This is a genomic window from Roseovarius nubinhibens ISM (assembly GCF_000152625.1).
In the GTDB taxonomy this organism is placed as follows: domain Bacteria; phylum Pseudomonadota; class Alphaproteobacteria; order Rhodobacterales; family Rhodobacteraceae; genus Roseovarius; species Roseovarius nubinhibens.
The window spans coordinates 3,273,041-3,295,246 of sequence record NZ_CH724156.1; the positions used below are offsets into that span (position 1 = coordinate 3,273,041).

Below are 22,206 nucleotides of genomic sequence, written 5' to 3' on the forward strand. Positions count from 1 at the left end.
GCGTTAATTCCCGCGCAACGCTTGCCGCAGCAGGCCCACCCGGCTAGACAAGACATCAAACAGGGGCAGACCGCGCACGCCCCGGCGGGCGCGGGTTTCAGAAGGCGACGCAATGCGCATTCTCATCACCAATGACGACGGCATCTCGGCCCCCGGGCTCGAGGTCTGCCAGCAGATTGCCAGCGATCTCGCCGGGCCCGAAGGCGAGGTCTGGACCGTGGCCCCCGCCTTTGAGCAATCGGGCGTCGGGCACTGCATCTCCTACACCAACCCGATGATGGTCTCGGAAATGGGCCCGCGCCGCTATGCGGTGCAAGGCAGCCCCGCCGATTGCGTGCTCGCGGCGCTGCATGACATCATGGTCGACTGCCCGCCCGATCTGGTGCTCTCCGGCGTCAACCGGGGCAACAATTCGGCGGAAAACGCGGTCTATTCCGGCACCGTCGGCGGCGCGATGGAGGCCGCGCTCCAAGGCACCCGCGCCATCGCGCTGAGCCAGTATTACGGCCCCGCCAACCGCGATCTCGACGACAAATGGGAGGCCGCGCGCCAGCATGGTCTCGACACCTGCCGCGCCATTCTCGACGCCGATCTCTGGGGCAATGACGATTACGGCATCTTCTTCAACGTGAACTTCCCGCCGGTCCCCGGCGCCGAAGTCAAAGGCCGCCGCTCGGTGCGCCAGGGCTTTCGCCGCGACATGGGCTTTGGGGTGAAGCCGCAGCTCTCGCCCTCTGGGCGGCGCTTTCTCTGGGTCACCGGCGCGCCGCAACAACAGCCGACCGCGCCCGGCTCGGATGCCGATGTCAATCTCGCGGGCTATATCTCGGTGACGCCGATGCGCGCCGATCTCACGGCCCATGACGTGCTGGAGCCATTGAAGAGCATCGAATGACCGCGCTTGACCCCGAAATCGCCGAACGCAAGATGCAGTTCCTGTTCGCGCTCCGCTCCAAGGGCGTGACCGACAAGACCGTGCTCGAAGCGATGGAAAAGGTCGACCGCGCGCTTTTCGTCAAAGGCTATTTCTCCGACCGCGCCTATGAGGACATGCCGCTGCCCATCGCCTGCGGCCAGACCATCAGCCAGCCCTCGGTGGTGGGCCGCATGACCCAGGCGCTCGCCGTCTCGCCGCGCGACACCGTGCTCGAGATCGGCACCGGCTCGGGCTATCAGGCCGCGATCCTGAGCCACCTCGCCCGCCGGGTCTATACCGTCGACCGCCATCAGCGGCTGGTCGCCGAGGCCAATGACATCTTCCGCGATCTCGATATGGTCAATATCACCTGCCGCACCGTCGATGGCAGCTACGGGCTGCCCGGGCAGGCGCCCTTTGACCGCATCATCGTCACCGCCGCCGCCGAGGACCCCCCCGGCCCGCTCTTGGCCCAGCTCAAGATCGGCGGTATCATGGTGCTGCCCGTCGGGCAGTCGGACGCGGTGCAGAGCCTGATCCGGGTGACCCGGACGGAGACCGGATTTGAGTATGATGAATTGATGCCCGTACGTTTTGTGCCATTGCTCGAAGGGCTGGGGCGGGATTGACGCCTCGGGCCCGCGCGGCCTAAACGGGCAGAATGAAACTGGGTGAAGCCCCCGAGACAATGGGGCGCAAGCGAGGATACGAGCGATGAGATTGCGAGCAAACCCTGTGGTGATCGTGGCAGGCGCCGCGTGCCTGACCCTGGCCTCCTGTAGCGAGCCGTTCGATCTGGATCTGCGCGGCCGCACCAGCGGCGGCACCGCCGAGGCGGTCCGCACCGCCACCGCCGACCGGCCAACCCCCGACAGCCGCGGCATCATCTCCTACCCCGGCTATCAGGTGGCCGTCGCCCAACGCGGCGACACGGTGCAGACGCTGGCGCAACGGATCGGCGTCAACGCCGCCGAATTGGCCCGCTACAACGGCATGCAGCCCGGCGACCCGCTGCGCCAGGATGAGCTCGTGGCCCTGCCCGGCCGCGTCGCCGAACCGGCCGGCGGCCCGATCAAACCCGCAGGCGTCGATATCGAGAGCCTCGCCGGCAGCGCCATCGAACGCGCCGATTCCCAGAAGGTCGAAACCACCCCCCTGCCCGCCGCCGAAAGCACCGCCCAGCCGATCCGCCACAAGGTGGCGCGCGGCGAAACCGCCTATACGATCGCGCGGCTCTACAATGTCTCGATCCGCAGCCTCGCGGATTGGAACGGGCTCGGCTCGGATTTCGCGGTGCGCGAAGGCCAGTTCCTGCTGATCCCGGTGCCGAAACCCGGCGAAACCCGCAAGAGCTTTGACCCGAGCGAGGCCCCGGCCCCCGCCGCCGTGGCGGTGCCCGCCCCCGGCGCAGGCTCGCCCACGCCGGAACCGCCGAGCGCCGCCAAACCGCTGCCCAAAGAGGACACCGTCGCCGCCGCCACGCTCAAGAAGCCGCAAACGAGCCCCGGCGACGCCCCCGATCTCGGCAAGGAGCAGACCAAGACCACGGCCAAACCGACGCGCATGTCCTTCCCGGTCAAGGGCGACATCGTGCGCGAATATTCCAAGGGCAAGAACGACGGCATCGACATCGCCGCCACCCCCGGCGCCGCCGTCAAGGCCGCCGACAGCGGCACGGTCGCGGCCATCACCAAGGACACCAATGGCACGCCCATCGTCGTGGTGAAACATGCCAACAACCTGCTGACGGTCTATTCCAACGTGGACGGGGTCTCGGTCAAAACCGGCGACAAGGTCTCGCGCGGACAATCCCTCGCCAAGGCCCGCAGCTTGGGCTCGAGCGCGGTGCATTTCGAGGTCCGCCAGGGCTTTGAGAGCCTCGACCCGATGCCCTATCTGACCAACTGATCTTAGGTCCCTCTTGGGGGGCAGCGTGACGTAAAACCCCGGCAGGCCAAGGGCGTGCCGGGGTTCTTTTTGGGTATTTGGAACCAGAAAGAGGCGCAGTTTTGGATTACCCCGAAACCGCCACGCCCTTGCGCCCGGCCAGATCGGTGAAATATTGCCACGCCACCCGGCCCGAGCGCGAGCCGCGCGTTGCCTGCCATTCGATCGCCTCGGCGCGCAGGGTCTCGGCGTCGATCTCGACACCGTAAGCCTCGCAATAGCCCTGAATCATCGCGAGATATTCGTCCTGATCACAGGGGTGGAAGCCGAGCCAGAGCCCGAACCGGTCGCTCAGCGAGACCTTTTCTTCCACCGCCTCGCTCGGGTTGATGGCCGAGGAGCGTTCATTTTCGATCATGTCGCGCGGCATCAGGTGGCGGCGGTTCGAGGTGGCATAGAAGACCACATTCTCGGGCCGGCCTTCGATTCCGCCATCAAGGACGGCCTTGAGCGATTTGTAATGCTGATCGTCATGGCTAAAGCTCAGGTCATCGCAAAACAGGATGAACCGCGCCGCGCTCTGGCGCAGGAGGCCCAGCAGCCGGGTGACGCTCGGCAGGTCCTCGCGCTGCAACTCCACGATCTTGAGATCATGCCCCTCGGCCTGCACCTTGGCATGGACCGCCTTGACGAGGCTCGATTTGCCCATGCCGCGCGCGCCCCAGAGAAGCGCGTTATTGGCCGGCAGCCCCTTGGCGAATTGCCGTGTGTTTTCGAGCAGCGTGTCGCGCGACCGGTTGATCCCCACCAGAAGCGACATCTCGACCCGGCTCACCTGCGGCACCGGTTCGAGCCGATCCGGGCTCACATGCCAGACAAAGGCCTCGGCGGCGGTGAAATCAGGAGCGCTCAGCGGCGCCGGCGCCATACGTTCAAGCGCCTCGGCAATGCGCAGCATCGGATCGGTCATTTTTTGGTCTCGTCGTCCAGCATCTCTTCGGGATGGGCATCCATGCCCTCCGCGACGTCATCCGCGTCCGCGTCCTCGTCCTCATCGTCGAACCAGAGCCCTTCGGCGCGCAGACGCTTTTCACGCTCACGCTCCACACGGGCCACGAGGAAGATCGACACTTCGTAAAGGCCATAGACGACGGTGAAGAGGATGATCTGGGTGATCACATCGGGCGGCGTCACCAGCGCGGCCAGCACCAGAATGCCCACCACCGCATATTTGCGCACCGCCTTGAGCCCCGGCGCCGTCACCAGCCCCGCCTTGCCCATCAGGGTGAGCAGCACCGGCAGCTGAAAGCAGAGGCCAAAGGCCACGATGAACTTGATCGTGAGGTTGAGATATTCCTGCGCCGAGCCCTGGAACACCACGCTCAGCGGCGCGGCATTTTGCGGATCGCCATCGGGCAGCGCCTCGCCACCGGTGCCAAACTGCTGAAAGCCCAGGAAGAAATCATAGGCGAGCGGCGTCACCACGTAGAACGCAAAACTCGCGCCGAGAAAGAACATGAAGGGCGAGGCCACGAGAAACGGCAGGAAGGCGCCCTTCTCGGATTTGTAGAGCCCCGGCGCCACAAACCGCCACATCTGATTGGCGAGATAGGGAAAGGACAGGATGAACCCGCCCAAGAGCGACACTTTGATCGCCACGAAGAACCCTTCTTGCGGGCTGATGAAGATCAGGTCGCAATCCTGCCCCCGCTCGGCCAGCACCTGACAGAGCGGCGAGGTCAGAAAGGTAAAGATAGGCGTCGCCACGGTGAAACAGATCACCATGCCGATGAGAAACGCCACCACACAGCGGATCAGCCGCATGCGCAGCTCTGCCAGATGTTCGATCAGCGGCGCGGCGCTGTCTTCGAGCTCATCGCCGGGAATATTGCTGTCGCTCATGCCTTGTCCTTGGCCTCGGCCGTGGTCTTGCTCGCCGCTTTGGTCGCTGCTGTGCTGGTCGGTTTTTTGGCCGGTTTGGCCGCCGGTTTGGTTGGGGCCTTCGCGGCCTTCGCCGCCGGTTTTTTCGCCGCCGCAGGTTTGGCCGCCGGTTTCTTCGCCGCCGCGGTCTTGGCCGTCTTGGTTGCAGGCTTGGCCGCCGCCTCTGCCGCCTTCGCCTCTTCCGCCTTGCGCGCGGTGGCGACCTCGGCGGATTTCTGGGCGATCTTGTCGGCCTTTTCCTGCCGCGCCGGGTCAAGCTTGGGCTTGCCGCTCTCCATCGTCTGCTTGGTAAAGCTGTCGGTGGATTTCTTCACCTCGTCCATCGCAGTGTTGAGCGGACGGGTCGCGGCCTTGATCGTCTTCTGGACATCGCTGACCCCGGCCTCATCCGCCGCGTCATTCATCGCGCGGCTGAAATCGCGGGCCATGCCCTTGGCCTTGCCCACGAATTGCCCAACGGTGCGGAACATGCCCGGCAGGTCTTTCGGCCCCACGACGATCAACGCCACGACACCGATGACCATCAGCTCGGTCCAGCCAAGATCAAACATCTAGGACGCTCAGACCTTGTCTTTTTCTTTGTCTGCCGGGGTCACGTCGCGTGCCTCGTCGGCATTGGCCGTCTCATCTTCAAGCTCTTTCGAGCCTTCGCTGATGCCCTTTTTGAAGGACGTGATGCCCTTGCCCACTTCGCCCATCAGCGACGAGATCTTGCCGCGCCCGAAAAGCACCAGCACGACAACCGCGATCAGCAGAATGCCCGGCAGGCCGATATTGTTCAGCATGAATTGGTCTCCCTGAATGCAGCCCCGCCGGGGGCCGCGAAAAGCTCACCTTGTTTATCTAAATGCTCATCGCGGGATGTGGAAGGGCTAAGCGTGCATTCTGCGCCAATTTGCGGAAATTCCGCGTCATTCTATGCGCGATTGCAGATCCCGCTTGGGAAAAAGAAAGCATTTGTCGCGCCGGATCATCAGCCAGAGCGCATTGCCGGGATTGGGCAAAAACACATTCGGCACCGTCGCCCGCATCAAGGATCCGTCGTGATCCATGCGAAACTCAACGAGGCTCTCATTGCCCATGAATCGCGCCCGCTGCACCACACCGCGCACCGCCGTGCCCTCGGCCATGGTCGGGTTCGGGCCGCGCCCGTTGCGGTCGAAATCGATCTTGATATGCTGCGGCCGGATCACGATCTCGACCTCGTCGCCATCGGGCACACCGGGGGTAAAGAACTGACCAAAGGCGGTCTCGGTGAGCGCCCCATGCACCCGCCCCGTGAGCACGTTCACATCGCTGAAAAACGCCATGCAGTCGCGGTCGACCGGCGCGTTATAGATGTTATAGGGCGCGCCCTTCTGCACGATCCGCCCGGCCCGCATGAGAGCGATCTCATCGGCCATGCGCATCGCCTCTTCCGGCTCATGGGTGACCAGCAGAACCGCCGCGCCCTGTTCGCGCAAGATGTCGATCGTCTCGTCGCGGATGCCATCGCGAAGCCGGTTGTCGAGCCCGGAAAACGGCTCATCCATGAGCATGATCGACGGGTTCGGCGCCAAGGCCCGCGCCAGCGCCACCCGCTGCTGTTCGCCGCCCGAGAGCTCATGAGGATATTTCGCGCCATATTGGCCAAGCCCCACCCGCTCGAGCAGCTCCGCCACCCGACGCCCCTGCGCGTCCTTGGCACCGCTGAGGCCAAAGGCCACGTTATCGGCGACGCTCAGATGCGGGAAGAGCGCGAAATCCTGAAACATAAGCCCGATGCGCCGCTGTTCTGGCGGCAGACCCTGGCCGTTGGCACAGATCAACTCGCCATCGACGCGGATCTCGCCCGCATCCGGCGTCTCGACCCCCGCGACCATGCGCAGCGTCGTGGATTTGCCACAGCCTGACGGTCCCAAGAGGCAAGTCACCTGCCCCGGCGGCACCGACAGCGACAGGTCTTCGACCACCGCCCGCCCGCCATAGCGGCGCGTCAGCTTGCTGATCTCCAGTCTCGGGACAGTCGGCTCGGGCATCGGCTGCTCTGGCATCGGGTGCGGGTTTCCGATCAATTCACTCGGGGATGAACTTCGCAGATAGCAACCCTGCCCCATAGACGCAATCCCAACGGCTTAAACTGCCGTTACCGCCGCGCGCCCCGGCCCAAGAGCACCGCGGCAAAGCCCAGCGCCAGCACCACGAGACAGATGCACAAAAGCTGGCTGTATTTCGGCACGTCCGGTAGGATCGCCATCGCCCAGCCATCGCGCGCGAAATAGATCACCGCCCCCGCGAGGGCCACGGCAAAGCTCGCGAGATAGGCCCAGAGCGCGATCCGCCGCCCCTGCACCAGCCCGACGATCAGCACCGGGGTGAGAAACATGCTCGCCGTGCCGCTCACCGCCACCGCATCGAACAGCGACTGATTGCCCCAGAGCGTCAAAAGCGCCCCCAGCCCGGCAAACCCCGCCATCGCGACCCGCCCGGCCCAGAGGCTCCGCCCGCCGCCAAAGCCCCATTCCTCGACCGCCAGCCGCGCCGCACTGGCCAGCGCCGAATCAAGCGTGCTCAGCGCCGAAATCAAGAGCGACAGCACCAGTGCCAGATAGACCCAGCCCGGAAACATCCCCGCCCAGGTCCCCAAGAGCTGCCCCTCCACCTCGGCCCCGACGATCCCCGCCTGAATGCCAAAGAGGCCAAAGCCGAGGATGCACAGCAGCGAAATCCAGAACGCATGCAGGAACGACCGCCGCGTCGTCTCGGCATCGGCCAGAAACCCGCGATCCATCATCACCGGGTCATGCGCCGGATAGGAAAACACCTGCAACAGCGCCACCAGCGCCAGCACCTGCCCCTGACCCGGCCCCGCCACCCCCGGCGCGCTGAGCGCCGCGGCGAGGCTGAACCCGGGGCTGAGCAACAGCGCCAGAAGCGCCGCGCCGAACACCACGAGAAAGACCAGCATCTGCACCACATCGCTGCGCAGCGCCGCGCTGAGCCCGCCCCAGGCCGAATAGACGAGGCCCAGCGCCGCCACGATCACCACCGAGGCGCCATGGGTCTGGCGATACTCCGGCAGCAAGGCCGCAAAGATCAGCCCGACCACCAGAAGATTGGCGAAAACCTCGCTCAGAAGCCGCAGCGCCACCACGAGATCATAGGCCGCGCGCCCCACCGGGCCGAACCGCTGGCCAAGCCAATCCTGCACCGATCCCGCCCCGTCGCGCCGCAGCCGCCCGACAATGAACCCGCCGCTGAGGAACGAGCCGTAATAGGCCGCATAGGCGAGCGTGCCCCAGATCCCGTAGTAATAGCCAAGGATCGCCGCATTCATCAGCGACCGCGCGAAAATCCATGTGGTGACTTGGCTCAGCACCAGCACCCAAAGCCCCGGTGCCTCGCCGCGCGGCCCGTTGCCTGCAAAGAACCCGTCGACCGTCGCCCGCCGAGGCGCGGCCCAGATCGAGGCGAGGATCACCGCCCCGAAGAGCGCAAGAATGACAGACAGGGACATGGGGCCTCCGTTCATTGGACCCCCAAGCGCTAGCAGGCGCGCGCGCCGCCGCCTATGTCCCACCGCACACCCCCACGCGCTTGTGATGCGCGGTGAGCGGCGCGGGATGACAGCAAAACGGGCGCGCCCCTCGGCACGCCCGTCAGGATTATCAATATAATCCCGGTGCTTACATGGTGGAGTTCACGCCACCACCATCGAGAAGCAGGTTCTGCCCCACGATGAACCCGGCGTGCTGGCTGCACAGGAACGCACAGGCCGCGCCGAACTCTTCCGCCGTGCCATAGCGCCCGGCGGGAATGCCCGCACAGCGCTGCGCCTTGGCCTCGTCCATGCTGATGCCCTGCGCCTTGGACACGCCCTGATCGAGCGACACCGCCCGATCGGTGGCATGGATACCGGGCAGCAGGTTGTTGATCGTCACACCCTTGCCCGCGACCTGACGCGAGGTGCCCGCCACATAGCCGGTAAGCCCCGCCCGCGCCGAATTCGACAGGCCGAGCACCGGAATCGGTGCCTTGACCGATTGCGATGTGATGTTCACCACCCGGCCCCAGCCCCGGTCGATCATCGCCGGCACCAGCGCCTTGATGAGCGCAATCGGCGCGAGCATATTGGCATCGAGCGCCTTGATGAAATCGTCGCGGTCCCAATCGGTCCACATGCCCGGCGGCGGGCCACCGGCGTTATTGACAAGAATATCAACGCCTTCCGCCTCTTTGAGAACCTTCTCGCGGCCCTCTTCCGTGGTGATATCGGCGGCCACGGCGACGACCTTGACGCCGAACTCGTCGCGAATGGCCTGCGCCGACGCCTCGAGCGCCTCGGCGCCGCGCGCGTTCATCACCAGATCGACACCTTCGCCCGCCAGCGCCCGCGCACAGCCAAGCCCCAAACCCTTGCTCGACGCACAGACCAGCGCCCGTTTGCCCTTCAAACCGAGATCCATGGTAACACTCTCCCTAATTTCCCCGTGTATTTCACCGGCTTACAGGCCAGAATGCCAGCAAATTACCGGCTGCCAGCCCTGATCATGCCATATTACAGTCCTATTGACAGAACCATTCAGTCACAAGCCGCTTTCCCCCGGGACCAGTTCGGGCTAGGCGGCCCCAGCCATAGAAACAAAGCAGACGTCATAAAGTGCAAACGCTCCAGGTTCATCTCGCTCAGGATTTCTGCGTCGTCACCGGCGCCAATATGGGCGACGCCCTGTCCTTTTCCGAAGAGCTCGAGTTTGACGACACCTATGAGCTGAGCCCCCAGGCTAAGACCCACGCCCTCGTCCTCGACAGCGGCCAGGACGGCCATTTCGAGATCGCCAAAGGCTCGCCCCTCGGCACCCCGGGCCACCGCGTCATCGTCGACAGCTGCCTGACCTTCATGTCCGCCGGCGGCGGCACCATCGAAATGCTGGTGCTGGTGGAAATCGACGGGCTGGGCGATGTCTCGGGCCTCTATGCCCGCGCCCTCGCGCCGCTTGCCCCGCGCACCGATTATACGCTGGTGGGAATCGACACCGACCACGCCCGCGCCAAATTCGCCCAGATCGCCTGTGTCTCCTTCTCGCGCGGCACCCGGATCACCCTCGCCACCGGCGCCCAGACCCCGATCGAAAACCTGCAAGTGGGCGACCGCGTCCTGACCCGCGACGATGGCCCCCGGCCCGTCCGCTGGATCGGCAGCTCCACCGCCCGCGCCACCGGCGATCTCGCGCCCGTCCGCATCCGCAAGGGCGCGCTCAACAATTCCGACGATCTCGTGGTGAGCCCTGACCACCGGCTCTTCATCTACCAACGCTCCGACGCGCTCGGCGCGGGCCGGCACGAAATCCTCGTGCGCGCCCGCCATCTCGTCAATGGCGACACGATCACCCAAGAAGACGGCGGCTTCATCGACTATTTTCAGCTGCTCTTCGACCACCATCAGATCATCTATGCCGAAGGCATCGCCGCCGAGACGCTGCTCGTGGACACGCGCACCCGTGGCGCGCTGCCCGCCGATCTGGCCGACGCGATTGAAAGCGGCCTGCCCGATCACGCCCAGCGCCCACATCTCGAATTCGAAGTGGCGCAATCGCTCCTAGACCATCCCAATATGGCCGAGATCCTGCGCCGCGCCTCGACGAGCTAAGAGCGCCTTTACCGACGCAGCGCCGCGATCAGCTCATCCTTGCTCATCTCGCTGCGCCCGTCGATCCCGACCTCCTGCGCCCGCTGATAAAGCTCGGCTTTCGTCCACTCCTCATAGGGCTCGGCCCGGCCGCCCTTCTCGGACGGGTGCATATCGGGATTGGCCTGCGCATTGGCGATCCGCGCGGCCTTTTCCTTGGTATAGCCCTCGTCACGCAGCGCCTGATAGGTCTCTTCATCCTTGATGCTTGGATTTGGCATAATGGCCTCCTTTCCATAGAGGCCCAACGCCGCGCCACGTCCCGGCGTTCCAAACCGCAATCCATATTGCGCAAAACCCCGCCCCGGACTATACGCGCGCCTATGCTGGACACCGCTCAAAACCGCCCCGACCTGCCGCCCGAAGTGGCGCGCCGCCGCACCTTTGCGATCATCTCGCACCCGGATGCCGGCAAAACCACCCTGACCGAGAAATTCCTTCTCTTCGGCGGGGCCATTCAGATGGCCGGACAGGTCCGCGCCAAGGGCGAAGCCCGGCGCACCCGCTCCGACTTCATGCAGATGGAAAAGGACCGGGGCATCTCGGTCTCGGCCTCGGCCATGTCCTTTGATTTCGGCCCCTATCGCTACAATCTCGTCGACACGCCCGGCCACTCGGATTTCTCCGAGGACACCTATCGCACCCTGACCGCCGTGGATGCGGCCGTCATGGTGATCGACGGCGCCAAAGGCGTCGAGAGCCAGACCCAAAAGCTCTTCGAGGTCTGCCGGTTGCGCGATCTGCCGATTCTGACCTTCTGCAACAAGATGGACCGCGAGAGCCGCGACACGTTCGAGATCATCGACGAGATCCAGGAGATGCTCGCCATCGACGTGACGCCCGCCTCCTGGCCCATCGGTCAGGGCCGCGATTTCGTCGGCTGCTACGACATCCTGCGCGACCGTCTCGAACTGATGGACCGCGCCGACCGCAACCGCGTCGCCGAGAGCATCAAGATCGACGGTCTCGACGACCCGAAACTCGCCGAACATGTGCCCGCCAACCTGATCGACCAGCTCCGCGAAGAGCTCGAGATGGCGCGCGAACTTCTGCCCGCGCTCGACCCGCAGGCGGTGCTCGAAGGCCATATGACGCCGATCTGGTTCGGCTCGGCGATCAACAGCTTTGGCGTCAAGGAACTGATGGACGGGATCGGCAATTACGGCCCCGAACCGCAGCCGCAATCCGCCACCCCGCGCCAGATCGCCCCGGACGAGACCAAGGTTTCGGGCTTTGTCTTCAAGGTGCAGGCCAATATGGACCCCAAGCACCGCGACCGCGTGGCCTTTGTCCGCATGGCCTCGGGCCATTTCAAACGCGGCATGAAACTCACCCATGTCCGCAGCAAGAAACCGATGGCCATTTCCAACCCGGTGCTCTTTCTCGCCTCCGACCGCGAACTGGCGGACGAGGCCTGGGCCGGCGACATCATCGGCATCCCGAACCACGGCCAGCTCCGCATCGGCGACACGCTGACCGAGGGCGAGGCGCTGCGCGTCACCGGCATCCCGTCGTTTGCGCCGGAACTGCTGCAGACCTGCCGCGCGGGCGACCCGATGAAGGCCAAGCATCTGGAAAAGGCCCTGATGCAATTCGCCGAAGAAGGCGCCGCCAAGGTCTTTAAACCGGCCTTTGGCTCGGGTTTTATCGTGGGTGTGGTGGGCGCGCTGCAATTCGAGGTTCTGGCCTCCCGGATCGAGCTCGAATATGGCCTGCCCGTGCGCTTTGAGGCCTCGCAATTCACCTCGGCCCGCTGGGTCGCAGGCGACAAGCAGGCGGTCGACAAATTCACCGCCGCCAACAAACAGCATATCGCCCATGACAATGATGGCGACGTGGTCTATCTGACCCGGCTGCAATGGGACATCGACCGGATCGAACGCGATTACCCGGATGTGAAACTCTCGGCCACCAAGGAAATGATGGTGGGCTAAGCACCCCGTCGCCTTGCCGGACTCACAAGAGGCCGTTCCGCCGATGACGCGGGACGGCTTTTTTCTTGGGCCTTCGCCCTGCCGCCCTCAACAGGGCTTGCCTTCTCCGACTCTTTTTGTCAGATATTGCCCGCCCAGCTATGATCCCAGCCCGGCCCGTCCGCATTCTCACGCACGAGGCCCCACATGACCCAACACCGGCACCCCCATCAACAGCGGCTCGGCCCGCAGGATAGCCTCCTCGATCAGAGCCCGCTCGATCTGGCCGAGCGCACCTGCCTCGAAACCATCCGCCACATGCTGCACAGCTTTGCGGCCCCGCAGAGCCAGGCCTGGATGGCCGCTTTCCGCTGTGCCGACGCGGGCTTTGCCCCGGCCACCGGCCCGCTCATCGCGACCCAGGCCATGCGCTATATCGACGAGGTCCGCAAATCCCGCATTTCCGTCTTTCACTTCAACAGCGCCGCCTGTCCGCCCTGCGCCGCGGTGCTCACCGAACATGAAAGACGGCTGATGCTGGCGCTGCACTGGGCCCGCCGCGGCCACCCGGCCCGCGCCCGGCTCGAGCTGATGCTGCTCTGCGAAGGCAATGAGATCGCCCATGCCATGGCACGGCTCACCGCCCTCTCTCGCGCCCTGCCAGCCCCCGCTGATGCGGCCTCCGGCCCCGCGCAGACCGCTGCGCTGCACCCGGGCGCACCGCGATGAGCCTCGATCACCCGCCCGGCCAGACGGCCCCCGCCACGCTCGATCCCTTCGAACGCGATGTGCTGCCCGTGCTGCGCCATTTCCTGGCCACCCATCGCCACCCGGCGACGCAATCCTGGGACCATGGCTTTACCATTGCGGTCAACCGCTGGGGCGAGCCGCGCGGCCTTGCGCTCGCCTATGACCTGTCGCGCCTCGCCCGCGCCGCCCATGCCGCGACGCAAGGCCGGCTGCGCGCGGGCGATCCGCTCTGTCTCGATGCCCGCGCCCGGCTCACCGAGGACGAGATCTATCTGCTGCACATGCTCCATCACATGCGCCGCGACGCGACGCCTGCCGCCCGGCTGGCCCTCTCGGCGCTCACCCGTGGCCGCATGGACCGCGAGCTGATCCGCGCCGGGCTAAGCTTTGCCGCCCGCTACCCGGCAGCCCCGCGTCAGACCGCCTCGCAACCGGCCCGCGAGAGGGCCAAAACCGGCACATCTGGGCCGCGTCTGAGCCTCGTCACCTGAGCCCTCATATCTTCGGTCAAAGAGGGTGTGATTTTTTCGTTTCCCCCTCTTGACCCCCGCGCCCCCTCGGAATATCAGCACCCCACGTTTGGCGGAGTAGCTCAGTTGGTTAGAGCAGCGGAATCATAATCCGCGTGTCGGGGGTTCAAGTCCCTCCTCCGCTACCAAATCCCCCCTCAGAAAATCAAAGACGCGCTCCTGGCGCCGCACCGCTTTTGACGCGCGGCAAATCCCCACAGTCGCTTTACCGTCGTCATACCGACGCAATACCGCATCGCCAAACACGGCATGCCATAGCGCACATCGCCCAAGGGCGGCACAGCGATCATCTTGATTGGAAAAGAAGAATATGGCGCACCTGAGAGGATTCGAACCTCTGGCCTCTGCCTTCGGAGGGCAGCGCTCTATCCAGCTGAGCTACAGGTGCGTCTGGCTCGGTCTATACAAGCCCAGCCCCACCCGTGCAATCGTGAAATCGCACTAATCCGGCGGCTGTTTGGTTTTGCCCCTCACCCCCTGATCGACATGTCAGAGGCGCAAAAGGAAACCGCCGGACCATCTCTGGCCCGGCGGCGGAAATCGTTCTAAGGCAAGCCTTAGACCGGGTTGCCGTATTTGTCATAGACGGGCTCGGGCTCGACATAAACGGGCTCGGGCTCCGACTGCTGCGAGCAAGCAGCAGCAAACAGGCTCAGTGCGATAACCGCCGGGATTTTGAAGAGTTTCATACTTTTGGCTCCAAGTTTAGCAACAGTTAGACCTTAACAAGGCCTTAGTGGGTTTGTCGATGCCATCTGAGCGGAATCTCTCAAATGGTTTCAACTTTGTTGCGGTTGTCCGCCGACCGGGCTCAGGAAAGCAGATCGTTCGCCAATTCCAAGGCCTCGACCAGTGCGTCAACCTCACCTTTTGTATTGTAGAGCCCAAAGGACGCGCGGCAAGTGGCTGTCACGCCAAGATGCTGCATAAGCGGCCCGGCACAGTGATGACCTGCCCGCACAGCCACGCCCTTTTTGTCTAAAATTGTAGAAATATCATGGGGATGCGCGGCACCGCCCAGGGTGAAGCTAAAGATCGCGGCCTTGTCTTTCGTGGTGCCTTGCTGGCTCAACCAGTTCAATCCAGAGAGCTTTTCAACCGCGTAATCGCGCAGCATGTCCTCATGGGCGGCGACATTCTCCATCCCCAGCCCCATGAGATACTCTAGAGCAACACCAAGCCCGATTGTTTGCACGATCCCGGGGGTTCCGGCCTCAAATTTCATCGGCGGATCGGCATAGGACACCGAATCTCGGGTCACTTCCCGAATCATGTCACCCCCGCCAAGGAATGGCCGCATCTCTGCCAGACGGTCCCGCGACACCACGATCGCCCCCGATCCCGACGGCCCATAGAGCTTGTGCCCGGTAATGACATAGAAATCCGCGCCGAGGTCGTCGACATCGACGGGCGCATGCACCGCGCCCTGGCTACCATCTACGAGCACCGCAACACCGCGCGCATGGGCCGCCTCGATGATCGGTTTCACATCGACCCGCGTGCCGAGCACATTCGACAGATGGCTGATCGCCACCAGCTTGGTATGCGGCCCGATCGCGTCGATCACCTTCTGCGCCTCGAGCGCCCCGTCGGGTTCCGTCTCGACCCATTTGAGAACCACCCCCTGCCTCTCCCGCAGGAAATGCCAGGGCACGATATTGGCGTGATGTTCCATCACCGACAGCACGATCTCATCGCCCGCCTGCATCCTCGGCATGGCCCAGCCATAGGCGACCATATTGATCCCCTCGGTGGTGCCAGAATTGAGAATCACCCGCTCTTCGTCCCGCACCCCGAGAAACCGCGCCACGATGCCGCGCACCGCCTCGTATTTCTCGGTGGCGATATTGCTGAGCGTGTGCAGCCCGCGATGCACATTGGCATATTCCTCGGAATAGGCCCGCGTCACCGCGTCGATCATCACCTGCGGCTTTTGCGCCGAGGCCCCGTTGTCGAGATAGACCAGAGGCTTGCCGTTCACTTCCCGCGACAGGATCGGAAAATCCCGCCGCACCGTTTCGACATCATACATTAGAGCCCTCCCGCAGAGGCCGAGACACCGAGCAACCCGGCAATCAACGCCGAGCCCAGCGCCAGCGCCAGGATCGAAGCGATGAAAACGCCAAGGGATTTCAGCATGTTTTCGAATTTATGGGCGGCATCGATCATCGCCACCGTGATGAACAGCGCCCAAGCGATATAGGCGAGAATCGCGAACGCCCCGAGCGGCGGCAAGAGCACCACGAGCACCCCGACCCCGAGGCCAAGCACCAGCGCGATGAGCTGCAGCCAGATCGTCACGGCGAGCATATCCTCGACCCGCGCCGCCCCGCCAAAGAGCCGCCCGATCCAGGTCAGAACCACGACCGAAATCACCGCCTGCCCCCATTGCATGAGCGCAAACATGAGCGGCGTGCGATAGGCCGGATTCATCTGAACCATATCGCCCATATCGCCCTCGGGGATCGGCACCAGCTGAAACATCCCCGACACCAGAAGCGACATCAGCACCGCCAGAAAGGCCAGCGCCATCCACAGGAACTGCGCCGGCAGATCAAGCCCGATGATATAGCGCCCGGCCGCCCGGGGCTCTGTCAGGGTTTGCTTAAACAATGCGATGATAACCTCACGGTTCATTCACCCATCCCCCATTCAGCGACGCGCAACCCCGCGATCCAGAACCACAAAAACACAATGCACCACAAGAGACCCACGAGGGTAAGCCCGGCCCCCGGCCCGGCAAACCCCGCCATCAACCCCCATAGCAGGATGAGCGGGCTCGCCGCCAGAAGCGCCCAGAAAAGGGCGATCCGCGCACCATAGCCCGTCCCGCGCCCGCCCGCCAAACGGCTGAGCAGATGGCTGACAAAGGCCAGCGCGTAAAAGATCAACGGCGCCATGAACACCCAGCCCAAGAGCGCCCCACCCAACAGCGGGTTGAGTTCTTCACCGCTGAGATGCGCTTCGCGCGACAGGCGCGGCAGCTGCCCGATAAAGGTGATGACACAGGCCGCCATCAAGATGGCAAGCGCCCTGCCCTCACTCTCCGGCCCAGACAAAAGGCGCCGGACCACACGGCCCGGCCCCTTATAGGTCGCCACGATCTGCTGGCTAACAGACATCAGCCGCGCCGCCGCTCCAGCCAACCGCTCAGCAGGCCAACGACCTCTTCGCGCAGACCTTCGTCCTCGATCTCATCCACCGCCTCGGCCAGGAACGCCTGCGTCAGAAGATCGGTCGCGATCTCTTTCGGCAGCCCCCGCGCCCGCAGGTAATAGAGCGCATCCTCGTCAATCGCCCCGGAGGTCGAGCCATGCGAACAGACCACGTCATCGGCATAGATCTCGAGCTCGGGCTTGGCGAGAAACTGGCTGTCCTCGTCGAGCAAAAGCGACTGACTGATCTGATAGCCATCGGTCTTCTGCGCGCCGGGTTTCACCAGGATCTTGCCCTGGAACACGCCCGTCGCGCCATTGCGCAGCACCTTCTTGAACACCTGACGGCTTTCGCAGTTCTCGGCGTCATGGGTGATGAAAACCGTGTCGTCATGATGGAAATCGCCATCGCCCATCGCGGCCCCCGCGACATGGGCCACCGCGTCATCGCCGGTCAGCTCGAGCACCGCCTCGTTGCGGGTGAGCACGCCATTGGCGGTCATGGTGAACGATTTGAACGTGCTCTCGGTGCCGAGCCGCGCGAACACATGGGTGTTGCTGCGCCGCTCATGGTCCCGGCCCTGCACGCGCACATGGTGGAACCCGGCCTTGTCGGCCACATCCACTTCCATCACCGAATTGAACCGCGCGGCCCCGGGGCCGGTTTCCAACAGGGTGACATCCGCGCCCGCGTCGAGCTTGACCAGATGGTGCAACATCGCGTCCGAGCTGTCCGACTGATGCTCATAGACGATATGCACGGGCTTGCTCACCCGGCCGGTGACATGGATCACCACGCCATCGCTGGCAAACCCGGTGTTGAGCGCCGCGAGCGGCCGGTCGACCGGCCATTGCCCACGCTCTTCAAGCACGCCATAGAGGTCTTTGGCCCAGTGAATATCGGTGCCGTTCAGCTCTGCCAGACGCTCGATCCGCAGCCCGTCAAGCGCCAGTTCATCGCTCGCCTCGGCGTCAAAGACACCATCGACAAACACGATCTTGAGCGCATCAACATTGGCAAAGACCGACTGATCGCCGCCGGCAAAAACCGCGGCCTTAGGCGCCTCGGCCTGGACCAGCGTCTCGGGCCGGGTGAATTTCCAATATTCGTCACGACGATCCGGCAGACCACGATCGCGCACCCGCGCCACCGCGGCCTCGCGGATGTCACGCAGCCACGCAGGCCCGTCGGGCAGCGCCTGCGCGTTCAGCCGCGCCTCGGTCGCCGCGCTCTTTTGCGGGGTCGGGGCATGTTTGCGAACCGGCAGCATTAGGCCACCTCCTCGAGGATACCTGCATAGCCGTTGTTCTCGACCTCAAGCGCCAGCTCGGGCCCGCCGGTCTTCACGATGCGGCCATCGGCCATGATATGCACCACGTCCGGTTTGATATGGTCGAGCAGACGCTGATAGTGGGTGATCACAAGGAACCCACGCCCCTCGTCGCGCAGCGCGTTCACACCCTCGGCCACCAACTTCATCGCATCCACATCGAGACCGGAATCCGTCTCGTCGAGAATGCACATCTTCGGCTCGAGCATCGCCATCTGCAGGATCTCGTTGCGCTTTTTCTCACCACCGGAGAAGCCGACGTTGACCGGACGCTTGAGCATATCGGCGTCGATCTTGAGCGATTTCGCCTTCTCGCGCACCACCTTGAGGAAATCGGCGGCACTCATTTCTTCCTCGCCACGCGCCTTGCGCTGGGCGTTTACCGCGGTGCGCAGGAAGGTCATGTTGCCGACGCCCGGGATCTCGACCGGGTATTGGAAGGCCAGAAACAGCCCCGCCGCCGCGCGCTCTTCCGGCTCCAGCTCGAGCAGGTCTTCGCCATCGAGCGTCGCGCTGCCTTGCGTCACCTCATAGCCGTCACGCCCCGAGAGCACATAGCTCAGCGTCGACTTGCCCGATCCGTTCGGGCCCATGATCGCATGCACCTTGCCCGCCTCGACGGTCAGGTCGACGCCCTTCAGGATGCTCTTGTCTTCTTCTTCAAGATCTACGTGCAGGTTCTTGATTTCCAACATGTCTTTCGTCCTCATCTTGTCTCGGCCCTGCTTAGGGCCGGATCATCATTTCCACGATTTCCAACAGATCGGTGGCGTCGAGCGTGCTCGGTACCACGGTGAATTCAGCCATGCGGCCATGCAGCTCGGGCGCGCCAAGATAGCGTTCGACCAGGTGATACTGGCCACGGTTGGCATAATCATCAAAGAGCAGCGTCACGGGCTTTTGCGTGCGCAGCGCCGTCGCCATCGCACATCCCGTCCGAAACCGCCCATCCACCAGCACCACATCGGGCTGGCAAAACTCATCCAGATCCCAGACCGCCAGCGGATAGCGCGCATAGCGCATATAGCCGCTGCGGTTCTTGGGATAGCCCCATTCCTTCGTCTCACCCAGATCGGCCCAGATCACGTCGACCTCGCTGCCCTGGGCGGGCGGGTTCTGCGCGAACCACTCCCGCATCATGGCCGCCCATTCCGGATCACTTTCGACCGAGAACACCTTGGTATTCGGCAATTCTCCCGCCATCACGGTCGATCCGCCGCTGCCATATTCGAGCACCACAGACGCGCCCTCATAGGCCGCGCGCAGCCGCGCTGCCTCGCACTCGGGCAGGGTCAATTCGGGACGTGTCACCGGGGCCATCACACTCATCCGCGCGCCTCCGGGACCAGCAGATGATTGCAGTTCTTGGCGCTATGGCGCAGCGACCGGACAATCCGATAGCCTTGGTCTTGACGCCAGGCCTCGAACCCGTCGGCGTTCTCCTCATCGACCTCGACAAGGATCACCGGACGGCTCCGCGAAATCGTCTCTTCGAGACCGGAAAGCACTTTCATTTCCATGCCTTCCACGTCGATCTTAATCAGGTCCGGCGTCTCGTCGGCAAAGATCGCGTCGCCCGGATGGACCTCGATCCCGCCTTTGCCCGCCCGCAGCTTGGTCGCGCCGAGATTGCGGTCGTGACGCTTCATGCCAAAACCACCCTCAGACCGGTCCGACAGCCCGATGCCGAGCGCGCCCATATCGATCACATGCCCCAGCTTGTTGAGCACGACATTGGCCACCAGAGGCGCCAGCGCCAGCGGATTGGGCTCGACCACCACCACCCGCCGCGCCTGCATCCGCGTCGCGAAATAGACGGCGTGGTTTCCGATATTCGCCCCGATATCAATCACTTCCGCGCCAGACTTGACGTGCTCTGCGAGCAGCCCCAGCTCTTCCTCTTCAAAGAACCGCCCGGCCCGCAACGCCTTCTGGATCGGATCGCGCGCCATGTTGAGCGCAAACTGAAGCCCCGCATCCGGCCAATAAACCATCTCGAACGGCGGAAAGCGCAGCGCCCGCCCAGCCCCCAGATCCGACAGGGCCGCGCCCAGATCGAAATAGGACGCATCCGTCGCCTCGGGCGCGGGCATCGTCACAATGGGACGAGCTGCGGGACTATCTGCGCTGACCGTCATCCGTGCCTCAGCCCCGCGCCTTCTTCAACGCCGCAAGCACATTATCATGGGCCATCTGCGCCATGGCCTCGATCTCCTCATCGCTGAGCTTCTTGAGAGACGGCACCATATGTTTCAGAAACGCGGTCTTATTGCTGAGCCGATGCGCCACCGACGTCATCCAGAACTCCTTGGTCTTGACCGGGTGGAACACCTTGTCGCGCAGGCTCTCGTCATCCCGCACCAGATCGATGAGCAGGTCCGGATCGGATTCCACATAGGCCCCGTCGAACCAGCTCGGCGCGCCCTCGACCAGATCCCCGATGCTCAGCTCGGGATCGGCCTGCACCGTCGAAAAGGTAAAGAACTCGTCATTGGCGAATTTCCGGACCAGCTTTGGCACCTTGGCCGACGCCTGCCGCTGCGGCAGCAACCGATCCAGGGCCCGCCCCGAAAACCGCGTCAGCGCAAAGATCGCCCGATAGGGCTCGAGATGCTGCAATGTGCTCAGGAACGGATGCGCCTTATTCTCGAACGGCCCAGGCGACACGCCAAGAAGATCGCGGTCATCCCCCTCGAAGGCCGCAAAGAAACTGCTCGGGTCGCCGGTGAACATCACATCCGGTTCCACAAGCCAGTAAAACTCATACTCAGGCCGCGCCGCGCGCAGCGCATAGTAGAAATAATCGCCACAACGCCAGCCCCAGTCATGCGGCAGGCCAAGCCCCATCGCCTCGCAGACCTGATCGTTCAGATCGATCACCGGCACCGGCGGCACGACCCCTTCGGGCCGGTTGTGGAACACCACGACCACATCCTCGCCCTTGGCCTGCTGCAGATTGGCGACAAGCCGTTCCTCTTCCGAGGTCCAGCGGTTGGTACGGATTGCGACGACCGAGCTCATGACGTTTTCTCGATCATGAAATTGGTGTTCGACGGATAGCGCTGAAACGTCTCCAGAACGCGATAGCCCTTGGCCGCGACCCATTCGTCAAAGGCGCCGTAATTGCCCTTGTCGACCTCGATGAAAATCCGCGTCGGATAGGCCGCGAGATAGCCGGCGAGCCCCGCCAGAACCTTCATCTCCATGCCTTCGACATCGATCTTGATCAGGTCGAATTCCTGCGTCCCAAAGAGCTGATCGCCGGTGCGCAGCGGCACATCGCCCTCGCCCTCCTTGACCCGCGCCCCGCCGAGATTGTCCTTGCCGGTGCGGATAAAGGCCGTCTCGGCCCCGCCATCCGACAGCCCATAGCCGAGATAGCGCCGTTCACAGACCCCTTCGAGCCCGTTGAGAAAGATATTCGACTGCAGCAAGCGGATCGCCAGCGGGTTCGGCTCGACCATCGCGACACGCGACGCCCGCAGGAACTTGGCCACATAGACGGAATGATTGCCCACATTCGCGCCGATATCGAGAAACCGACCGCCCAGAGGGAAATACCGCGCGATGATCGCCAGCTCTTCGAGCTCATAGAACCGCCCGGAGAGATGTTCGGATTGGATGACGTCACGCGGATTTTCGACGGTGAAATACACCGCTTCGCCCAAATGCGAGGCCCGCACGATCTGCGCCTGAGGCGCCACATAGGCCCCCGTCTCGCGCAGCCGCTCATCGGCCTCCACAACCAATTGATGTCGTTCCAAACTCATTCCGATACTCCACTACTCACCTTAGGCACATTAGATGCCTTACCGTACATCTCATCCATCTGGCGCGCGGTCTCTGCCTCGGCCAACGCGGCCTTTTCGCGGAGCCACGCCTCCCGGCGGCGCGCACGCGCCCGCTTGGCCCGCCATCTCAGGGCAGTGGCGAGCCCCGCACCCAGAACGCCCCCGGCAAACAACACCCAGGTCGGGAAATGCCACGCGTCAAACAGGAAAGCCACCAGCACCGTAAAGCCCACGGAGAACACCACGAACGCCACGACATAAGCCATGAGATCGGCGCCCTCCCGGCTTTGCGGGATCTGGTGGTTCTCCAGATTGCTCGACACA

At 63.8% G+C, this 22,206-nt stretch carries 26 protein-coding genes and 2 tRNA genes; 8 read left to right on the forward strand and 20 right to left on the reverse strand.

The genetic code is table 11. The features are described from left to right. The first annotated feature begins 112 nt into the window (after positions 1 to 112). The 3 genes from surE (at position 113) to ISM_RS15705 (ending at position 2,824) form a co-directional block, all read left to right on the forward strand. Positions 113 to 895: a 5'/3'-nucleotidase SurE gene (surE, locus tag ISM_RS15695; RefSeq protein WP_009815184.1), complete on the forward strand. Its 783-nt coding sequence runs from the start codon at positions 113 to 115 to the stop codon at positions 893 to 895. Continuing rightward, complete coding sequence (locus tag ISM_RS15700) at positions 892 to 1,545, forward strand: protein-L-isoaspartate(D-aspartate) O-methyltransferase (RefSeq protein ID WP_009815185.1); 654 nt, start codon at positions 892 to 894, stop codon at positions 1,543 to 1,545. Before surE ends, ISM_RS15700 begins: the two co-directional genes overlap by 4 nt. Before the next feature lie 85 nt (positions 1,546 to 1,630). Continuing rightward, positions 1,631 to 2,824, forward strand: a complete 1,194-nt coding sequence (locus ISM_RS15705) for a peptidoglycan DD-metalloendopeptidase family protein (protein WP_040618154.1) — start codon at positions 1,631 to 1,633, stop codon at positions 2,822 to 2,824. 106 nt (positions 2,825 to 2,930) lie between these two features. On the opposite strand, the gene ISM_RS15710 is transcribed toward ISM_RS15705, so the two are convergent. The 7 genes from ISM_RS15710 to ISM_RS15740 all read right to left on the reverse strand — a co-directional run bounded on the left by ISM_RS15710 (position 2,931) and on the right by ISM_RS15740 (position 9,189). Beyond that, positions 2,931 to 3,773, reverse strand: coding sequence for an ATP-binding protein (locus ISM_RS15710; protein WP_009815187.1), 843 nt, complete (start codon positions 3,771 to 3,773; stop codon positions 2,931 to 2,933). Continuing rightward, positions 3,770 to 4,705 carry a twin-arginine translocase subunit TatC gene (gene tatC / locus ISM_RS15715; protein ID WP_009815188.1) on the reverse strand — a complete coding sequence of 312 codons (936 nt, stop codon included), beginning with the start codon at positions 4,703 to 4,705 and terminating at the stop codon, positions 3,770 to 3,772. The genes ISM_RS15710 and tatC overlap by 4 nt, the downstream gene beginning before the upstream one ends. Further along, positions 4,702 to 5,295 (reverse strand): Sec-independent protein translocase protein TatB, encoded by a 594-nt coding sequence (tatB, locus tag ISM_RS15720; protein WP_009815189.1) that lies wholly within the window; start codon positions 5,293 to 5,295, stop codon positions 4,702 to 4,704. Before tatB ends, tatC begins: the two co-directional genes overlap by 4 nt. A 9-nt stretch (positions 5,296 to 5,304) precedes the next feature. Continuing rightward, positions 5,305 to 5,529, reverse strand: coding sequence for a twin-arginine translocase TatA/TatE family subunit (locus ISM_RS15725; RefSeq protein WP_009815190.1), 225 nt, complete (start codon positions 5,527 to 5,529; stop codon positions 5,305 to 5,307). Positions 5,530 to 5,655: 126 nt separating this feature from the next. Continuing rightward, on the reverse strand, positions 5,656 to 6,762 hold the full coding sequence (locus ISM_RS15730) for an ABC transporter ATP-binding protein (protein ID WP_009815191.1): 1,107 nt from the start codon (positions 6,760 to 6,762) through the stop codon (positions 5,656 to 5,658). Positions 6,763 to 6,869: 107 nt separating this feature from the next. Next, complete coding sequence (locus ISM_RS15735; RefSeq protein ID WP_009815192.1) at positions 6,870 to 8,240, reverse strand: SLC5/6 family protein; 1,371 nt, start codon at positions 8,238 to 8,240, stop codon at positions 6,870 to 6,872. Positions 8,241 to 8,409: 169 nt separating this feature from the next. Further along, positions 8,410 to 9,189 (reverse strand): SDR family oxidoreductase, encoded by a 780-nt coding sequence (locus tag ISM_RS15740; RefSeq protein ID WP_009815193.1) that lies wholly within the window; start codon positions 9,187 to 9,189, stop codon positions 8,410 to 8,412. A gap of 194 nt (positions 9,190 to 9,383) precedes the next feature. On the opposite strand from ISM_RS15740, the gene ISM_RS15745 reads away from it, so the two are divergent. Continuing rightward, positions 9,384 to 10,373, forward strand: coding sequence for a Hint domain-containing protein (locus ISM_RS15745; RefSeq protein ID WP_009815194.1), 990 nt, complete (start codon positions 9,384 to 9,386; stop codon positions 10,371 to 10,373). Positions 10,374 to 10,381: 8 nt separating this feature from the next. On the opposite strand, the gene ISM_RS15750 is transcribed toward ISM_RS15745, so the two are convergent. Continuing rightward, entirely contained in the window at positions 10,382 to 10,633 is a 252-nt protein-coding gene (locus ISM_RS15750; RefSeq protein ID WP_040618613.1) for a Rho termination factor N-terminal domain-containing protein, read from the reverse strand. Between the two features lie 102 nt (positions 10,634 to 10,735). Between ISM_RS15750 and ISM_RS15755 the strand changes: the two genes are divergently transcribed. The 4 genes from ISM_RS15755 to ISM_RS15770 all read left to right on the forward strand — a co-directional run bounded on the left by ISM_RS15755 (position 10,736) and on the right by ISM_RS15770 (position 13,733). After that, positions 10,736 to 12,346, forward strand: coding sequence for a peptide chain release factor 3 (locus tag ISM_RS15755; RefSeq protein ID WP_009815196.1), 1,611 nt, complete (start codon positions 10,736 to 10,738; stop codon positions 12,344 to 12,346). 186 nt (positions 12,347 to 12,532) lie between these two features. Beyond that, complete coding sequence (locus tag ISM_RS17835) at positions 12,533 to 13,054, forward strand: hypothetical protein (RefSeq protein ID WP_009815197.1); 522 nt, start codon at positions 12,533 to 12,535, stop codon at positions 13,052 to 13,054. Next, positions 13,051 to 13,566 carry a hypothetical protein gene (locus ISM_RS15765; protein WP_009815198.1) on the forward strand — a complete coding sequence of 172 codons (516 nt, stop codon included), beginning with the start codon at positions 13,051 to 13,053 and terminating at the stop codon, positions 13,564 to 13,566. Before ISM_RS17835 ends, ISM_RS15765 begins: the two co-directional genes overlap by 4 nt. A 90-nt stretch (positions 13,567 to 13,656) precedes the next feature. Next, positions 13,657 to 13,733 (forward strand) — tRNA-Met (locus tag ISM_RS15770). A gap of 183 nt (positions 13,734 to 13,916) precedes the next feature. Here ISM_RS15770 and ISM_RS15775 read toward each other — a convergent pair. The 12 genes from ISM_RS15775 to ISM_RS15825 form a co-directional block, all read right to left on the reverse strand. Then, positions 13,917 to 13,993: transfer RNA gene (locus ISM_RS15775), tRNA-Arg, on the reverse strand. Between the two features lie 169 nt (positions 13,994 to 14,162). Continuing rightward, a complete protein-coding gene (locus tag ISM_RS18615; protein ID WP_009815199.1) occupies positions 14,163 to 14,294 on the reverse strand; it encodes a hypothetical protein in 132 nt (43 codons plus the stop codon). Between the two features lie 122 nt (positions 14,295 to 14,416). Beyond that, the gene (locus tag ISM_RS15780; protein ID WP_009815200.1) at positions 14,417 to 15,637 is read right to left on the reverse strand and encodes a cysteine desulfurase; all 1,221 of its coding nucleotides are present in this window, start codon (positions 15,635 to 15,637) and stop codon (positions 14,417 to 14,419) included. Beyond that, positions 15,637 to 16,242: a Yip1 family protein gene (locus ISM_RS15785; protein WP_009815201.1), complete on the reverse strand. Its 606-nt coding sequence runs from the start codon at positions 16,240 to 16,242 to the stop codon at positions 15,637 to 15,639. Before ISM_RS15785 ends, ISM_RS15780 begins: the two co-directional genes overlap by 1 nt. After that, positions 16,239 to 16,622, reverse strand: coding sequence for a hypothetical protein (locus tag ISM_RS15790; protein WP_009815202.1), 384 nt, complete (start codon positions 16,620 to 16,622; stop codon positions 16,239 to 16,241). The genes ISM_RS15785 and ISM_RS15790 overlap by 4 nt, the downstream gene beginning before the upstream one ends. Before the next feature lie 104 nt (positions 16,623 to 16,726). Beyond that, on the reverse strand, positions 16,727 to 18,031 hold the full coding sequence (gene sufD / locus ISM_RS15795) for a Fe-S cluster assembly protein SufD (RefSeq protein ID WP_009815203.1): 1,305 nt from the start codon (positions 18,029 to 18,031) through the stop codon (positions 16,727 to 16,729). Continuing rightward, entirely contained in the window at positions 18,031 to 18,786 is a 756-nt protein-coding gene (gene sufC, locus ISM_RS15800; RefSeq protein WP_009815204.1) for a Fe-S cluster assembly ATPase SufC, read from the reverse strand. Before sufC ends, sufD begins: the two co-directional genes overlap by 1 nt. 31 nt (positions 18,787 to 18,817) lie before the next feature. Then, positions 18,818 to 19,420, reverse strand: coding sequence for a hypothetical protein (locus ISM_RS15805; protein ID WP_009815205.1), 603 nt, complete (start codon positions 19,418 to 19,420; stop codon positions 18,818 to 18,820). Next, entirely contained in the window at positions 19,417 to 20,184 is a 768-nt protein-coding gene (locus tag ISM_RS15810; protein ID WP_009815206.1) for an FkbM family methyltransferase, read from the reverse strand. The genes ISM_RS15805 and ISM_RS15810 overlap by 4 nt, the downstream gene beginning before the upstream one ends. Before the next feature lie 52 nt (positions 20,185 to 20,236). Further along, positions 20,237 to 21,112 carry a hypothetical protein gene (locus ISM_RS15815; protein WP_009815207.1) on the reverse strand — a complete coding sequence of 292 codons (876 nt, stop codon included), beginning with the start codon at positions 21,110 to 21,112 and terminating at the stop codon, positions 20,237 to 20,239. After that, a complete protein-coding gene (locus tag ISM_RS15820) occupies positions 21,109 to 21,861 on the reverse strand; it encodes an FkbM family methyltransferase (protein ID WP_040618156.1) in 753 nt (250 codons plus the stop codon). Before ISM_RS15820 ends, ISM_RS15815 begins: the two co-directional genes overlap by 4 nt. Continuing rightward, positions 21,858 to 22,205 carry a hypothetical protein gene (locus tag ISM_RS15825; protein WP_009815209.1) on the reverse strand — a complete coding sequence of 116 codons (348 nt, stop codon included), beginning with the start codon at positions 22,203 to 22,205 and terminating at the stop codon, positions 21,858 to 21,860. The genes ISM_RS15820 and ISM_RS15825 overlap by 4 nt, the downstream gene beginning before the upstream one ends. Position 22,206: the final 1 nt, after the last annotated feature.

Excerpts from the sequence above, each read along its gene's own strand:
- surE (WP_009815184.1), top strand. The coding sequence starts at position 113 with ATGCGCATTCTCATCACCAATGACGACGGCATCTCGGCCCCCGGGCTC.
- ISM_RS15700 (WP_009815185.1), top strand. The coding sequence starts at position 892 with ATGACCGCGCTTGACCCCGAAATCGCCGAACGCAAGATGCAGTTCCTG.
- ISM_RS15705 (WP_040618154.1), top strand. The coding sequence starts at position 1,631 with ATGAGATTGCGAGCAAACCCTGTGGTGATCGTGGCAGGCGCCGCGTGC.
- ISM_RS15710 (WP_009815187.1), bottom strand. The coding sequence starts at position 3,773 with ATGACCGATCCGATGCTGCGCATTGCCGAGGCGCTTGAACGTATGGCG.
- tatC (WP_009815188.1), bottom strand. The coding sequence starts at position 4,705 with ATGAGCGACAGCAATATTCCCGGCGATGAGCTCGAAGACAGCGCCGCG.
- tatB (WP_009815189.1), bottom strand. The coding sequence starts at position 5,295 with ATGTTTGATCTTGGCTGGACCGAGCTGATGGTCATCGGTGTCGTGGCG.
- ISM_RS15725 (WP_009815190.1), bottom strand. The coding sequence starts at position 5,529 with ATGCTGAACAATATCGGCCTGCCGGGCATTCTGCTGATCGCGGTTGTC.
- ISM_RS15730 (WP_009815191.1), bottom strand. The coding sequence starts at position 6,762 with ATGCCCGAGCCGACTGTCCCGAGACTGGAGATCAGCAAGCTGACGCGC.
- ISM_RS15735 (WP_009815192.1), bottom strand. The coding sequence starts at position 8,240 with ATGTCCCTGTCTGTCATTCTTGCGCTCTTCGGGGCGGTGATCCTCGCC.
- ISM_RS15740 (WP_009815193.1), bottom strand. The coding sequence starts at position 9,189 with ATGGATCTCGGTTTGAAGGGCAAACGGGCGCTGGTCTGTGCGTCGAGC.
- ISM_RS15750 (WP_040618613.1), bottom strand. The coding sequence starts at position 10,633 with ATGCCAAATCCAAGCATCAAGGATGAAGAGACCTATCAGGCGCTGCGT.
- ISM_RS15755 (WP_009815196.1), top strand. The coding sequence starts at position 10,736 with ATGCTGGACACCGCTCAAAACCGCCCCGACCTGCCGCCCGAAGTGGCG.
- ISM_RS17835 (WP_009815197.1), top strand. The coding sequence starts at position 12,533 with ATGACCCAACACCGGCACCCCCATCAACAGCGGCTCGGCCCGCAGGAT.
- ISM_RS15765 (WP_009815198.1), top strand. The coding sequence starts at position 13,051 with ATGAGCCTCGATCACCCGCCCGGCCAGACGGCCCCCGCCACGCTCGAT.
- ISM_RS18615 (WP_009815199.1), bottom strand. The coding sequence starts at position 14,294 with ATGAAACTCTTCAAAATCCCGGCGGTTATCGCACTGAGCCTGTTTGCT.
- ISM_RS15780 (WP_009815200.1), bottom strand. The coding sequence starts at position 15,637 with ATGTATGATGTCGAAACGGTGCGGCGGGATTTTCCGATCCTGTCGCGG.
- ISM_RS15785 (WP_009815201.1), bottom strand. The coding sequence starts at position 16,242 with ATGAACCGTGAGGTTATCATCGCATTGTTTAAGCAAACCCTGACAGAG.
- ISM_RS15790 (WP_009815202.1), bottom strand. The coding sequence starts at position 16,622 with ATGGCGGCCTGTGTCATCACCTTTATCGGGCAGCTGCCGCGCCTGTCG.
- sufD (WP_009815203.1), bottom strand. The coding sequence starts at position 18,031 with ATGCTGCCGGTTCGCAAACATGCCCCGACCCCGCAAAAGAGCGCGGCG.
- sufC (WP_009815204.1), bottom strand. The coding sequence starts at position 18,786 with ATGTTGGAAATCAAGAACCTGCACGTAGATCTTGAAGAAGAAGACAAG.
- ISM_RS15805 (WP_009815205.1), bottom strand. The coding sequence starts at position 19,420 with ATGAGTGTGATGGCCCCGGTGACACGTCCCGAATTGACCCTGCCCGAG.
- ISM_RS15810 (WP_009815206.1), bottom strand. The coding sequence starts at position 20,184 with ATGCCCGCGCCCGAGGCGACGGATGCGTCCTATTTCGATCTGGGCGCG.
- ISM_RS15815 (WP_009815207.1), bottom strand. The coding sequence starts at position 21,112 with ATGAGCTCGGTCGTCGCAATCCGTACCAACCGCTGGACCTCGGAAGAG.
- ISM_RS15820 (WP_040618156.1), bottom strand. The coding sequence starts at position 21,861 with ATGAGTTTGGAACGACATCAATTGGTTGTGGAGGCCGATGAGCGGCTG.